This is a genomic window from Streptomyces flavofungini (assembly GCF_041028215.1).
GTDB classification, from domain to species: Bacteria; Actinomycetota; Actinomycetes; order Streptomycetales; family Streptomycetaceae; genus Streptomyces; species Streptomyces flavofungini_B.
On record NZ_JASKYR010000711.1, the window covers coordinates 1 to 3,839 of the forward strand.

Annotated in this window: 2 protein-coding genes; both read left to right on the forward strand. The window is 74.1% G+C overall.

Annotated features, from left to right (window positions below):
- The first annotated feature begins 207 nt into the window (after positions 1-207).
- Positions 208-1,461, forward strand: a complete 1,254-nt coding sequence (gene purD, locus AB8Z36_RS32955) for a phosphoribosylamine--glycine ligase (RefSeq protein ID WP_369217059.1) — start codon at positions 208-210, stop codon at positions 1,459-1,461.
- Positions 1,462-1,852: 391 nt separating this feature from the next.
- A partial coding sequence (locus AB8Z36_RS32960) for a hypothetical protein (protein WP_369217060.1) occupies positions 1,853-3,839 on the forward strand: 1,987 nt, incomplete at its 3' end.

The following is a 3,839-nucleotide window of genomic DNA, read 5'->3' on the forward strand; positions in this document are numbered from 1 at the left end:
ACCCCGACCTGGTCGAGTCGGCCCTCTCGGGCCACGACCTGATCATGCGGGAGCTGGGCGCGACGGTGGTGGACGAGTACCCCAACAACTGACGCCGGGAGCCAGCCGAAGCGGGACCTCAAAACCCAGGACGACTGGACGAACGTACAAAAGACTCCGGAGCCAGCCCTGGCGGGGCATACGAACCCACCCGCTAGGCTGACCACCGTGAAGGTCCTCGTCATCGGCAGTGGTGCCCGCGAACACGCCCTGTGCCGCTCTCTGTCCCTCGACCCCGACGTCTCCGAGCTGCACTGCGCCCCCGGCAACGCCGGTATCGCAGAGGTGGCCGAGACCCACCCGGTCGACGCCCTCGACGGCGCCGCCGTGGCCGCCCTGGCCGAAAAGCTCGGCGCGGGCCTGGTGATCGTGGGCCCGGAGGCCCCGCTCGTCGCGGGCGTCGCCGACGCCGTGCGCGCCGCGGGCATCCCCTGCTTCGGCCCGTCCAAGGAGGCCGCGGAGCTCGAGGGCTCCAAGGCGTTCGCCAAGGACGTGATGGCGGGCGCGAGCGTGCCGACCGCGCGGTCCTACGTCTGCACCACGCCCGACCAGGTCGACAAGGCACTCGACGCCTTCGGGGCGCCGTACGTCGTCAAGGACGACGGGCTCGCCGCGGGCAAGGGCGTCGTCGTGACGGACGACGTCGAGGCGGCCCGCGCGCACGCCCTCGCCTGTGACCGCGTGGTCATCGAGGAGTTCCTCGACGGCCCCGAGGTCTCGCTCTTCGCGGTGACCGACGGCGAGACGGTCGTACCGTTGCAGCCCGCCCAGGACTTCAAGCGCGCGCTCGACGGCGACGAGGGCCCGAACACCGGCGGCATGGGCGCTTATTCGCCACTGCCGTGGGCCGACCCGGAGCTGGTCGACGAGGTCATGCGTACGGTCCTCCAGCCGACGGTCGACGAGCTGCGCCGCAGGGGCACCCCGTTCGCGGGACTGCTCTACGCGGGCCTCGCGATCACCAGCCGCGGCGTGCGCGTCATCGAGTTCAACGCCCGGTTCGGCGACCCCGAGACCCAGGTGGTCCTGGCCCGTCTGCGGACCCCGCTCGGCGGGCTCCTGATGGCGGCGGCCACCGGCAACCTCGCCGACCTGCCCCCGCTGCGCTGGAGCGACGACGCCGCGGTGACCGTGGTCGTCGCCTCGCACAACTACCCCGGTACGCCGCGCACCGGCGACCCCATCGAAGGGCTCGACCAGGTGGCCGCCGAGGACGCTCCGCACGCGTACGTCCTGCACGCGGGCACCCGGCGCGACGGTGACGCCGTGGTCAGCGCGGGCGGCCGGGTGCTGTCCGTGACGGCGACCGGGTCCGGCCTCACCGAGGCGCGCCAGCGCGCGTACGCGGCGCTGTCCCGTATCCGCCTCGACGGTTCGCAGCACCGCACCGACATCGCCGCGAAGGCGGCGGCCGAGTCCTGACGGACCACCGCTCCACGCTCCGGCACGTCCTCCGCACGGCACACCCGTTCCGCACGCGGCACGCCCCACGTGACTTTCAGCCAAGTTCAGGCCCTGGATCCAGCCCCGGATCCAGGGCCTGTTCGGTATCCGTTCGAAGTGCGTTCGACGTCCACCTTTAGCCAAAGCCATTCCATCGAGTGACCGCTGGCCCATCCGGCTGACGACGCCCGGCACCCCAACTAGGGTGCGGCGAAAGCGTTCCAAGCGCCCAGAGCCAAACAGACCACCCGGCATTGCGGTGTGGGCGGCGGGTGCAACAGTGGGGGAATGAGCAACGCCAACGCCATTGACGTGAGCCACCGGCCCCCGCCGGTGGCCGAGCAGTAGGCAGCAGGGGGTGCCATCGGTCGTGTCAGGTTCGGGTGTGGAGGTGGGCGCGCAGGCCGCGCGTTCACGGGCTCTCGCCGTGCTGCGGTTGCGCAGCAGGGCGCTCGCCGTCGCCCTGCTGCCCGCGGCCGTCGCCGTCGTGCTCATCGCCGGTGACGTCACGGGCCATATGGACGGCCGGAGTTGGGACATCGTCCGCTGGGTCGTGACGGCCCTCGCCCTGCTCGTCCTGCTCGCCGCCGGGGCCGTCGCCCTGGTCGTCGCGGGGGCGAGGCCCGCCCTGAGCCCCACGGTCCCGGTCCCCGAGGAGTCCGCCCCGGATCTGTACCGCCTGGTCCGCGACCTCGCCGACCGGCTCGACGTGCCCGCGCCGTCGGCGATAGCGCTCACCCCCGACTGCGACAGCTGGCTTGAGGACCGCACCCACCCCGCGCACGGACAGCCCGCCGTGGAGAGCGGCGGCGACACCGCGCGCGCCCCGCACCGCCCGGCCTTCACCGCGCCCGTGCTCGTCATCGGCTCGCCGTTCCTGTGGTGGATGCGGGTCGGCGAGCTGCGCGCGGTCCTCGCCCCCGTCGTCGCGGGTACGGGGCCCTCCGCGCACCCCGACATAGCCGCTGCCCGGCGCTTCGTGCGCGGGCTCGACGCGGCGGTGGCCGACGCCTCGGCCCCCGGCCGCAGCCCTCTCGTCCGGCCCGTGCTCGGCGGTGTCGGCTGGGTCGCCCGGCTGCTGCTGCGCAACTGCCGTGTGCACGCCGCCGAGATGGAGCGCGGTGTCGCCGCGGCCGCCGCCGAGCGCGCCCAGACCGTGGACTACGGCGTGCGGATCGTCGCCCAGGAGCAGGTCGGCCTCGCGTACGCGGGCTGGGACCGGCTCCTCACCCGGGTCGCGCTGCCCGCCTGGCGGATGGGCCGCTGGCCCTCCCGGCTCGACGCGGGCGTGGTCGCCGCGCTGACCGAGCTCTCCCGCAGGGACCGCCTCGCCGAGGGCTTCGCCTCGCGCCTGGGCGAGCGCCCCGCCTGTGACCTGCTTGAGGAGCCCGGCGCGGTGGACGAGGCCACCTCGCTCCTCGCCGCCCGTCTCTTCCACGGGGGTCCGGCCGAGCCGAGCCCGGACTGGGCGCCCGTGGCGTGGCAGGAGTATCCGGACGAGGTCGTGGACCGCAAGTGGCGCATGGACGCCGCGCGGCTGCACCGGGTCCTGGACTCCCTCGGCGTCGGTCCCGCCGCCGACCCGGCCGCCTCCGGCCCCGAGGGCCCGACCCTCGGCCGCGTCCTGGCCCATCTGACGGACCCCGCGACTCTCACGGGCTCAACGGTTCGCACGGACTCCTCGGCTGCGGCGGACTCCACGGCTTTCCCGGGTTCCGGGGCTCTCCCGGGTTCCGAGCCCCTCCTGGGCTCAGGGGCTCTTCCGGGTTCAGGGGTTCCCATGGACTCCTCGGCTTTCCCGGGGTCTGAGGCTTCCATGGACTCCTCGGCTGCCGCGGACTCCGCGGCTTTCCCGGGTTCCGGGGCTCTCCCGGGTTCCGAGCCCCTCCCGGGCTCAGGAGCTCTTCCGGGCTCAGGGGTTCCCACGGACTCCTTGGCTGCCACGGACTCCACGGCTTTCCCGGACTCCGGGGCTCACCCTGACTGCACGGCTCCCACGGGCCCCGCGGCCACCGGCGGTCACGCCCCCGCGTCTCAGCACCACACGGACGCCGCCGACTCCGGCGCCCTGGCCGACTCCGGCACCCGCGAAGGCAACGGCACCCGCGAAGGCACCGGCGCCCGCGAAGGCACCGGCGCCCGCGAAGGCACCGGCGCCCGCGAAGGCACCGGCGCCCGCGAAGACATCGGCGCCCGCGAAGACATCGGCGCCCGCGAAGACATCGGCGCCCGCGAAGGCACCGGCGCCCGCGAAGGCACCGGCGCCCGCGAAGACATCGGCACCCGCGAAGACATCGGCACCCTCGAAAACCTCGGCACCCTCGAAGACGACGACCCCCTGGACGACGACCCCCTGG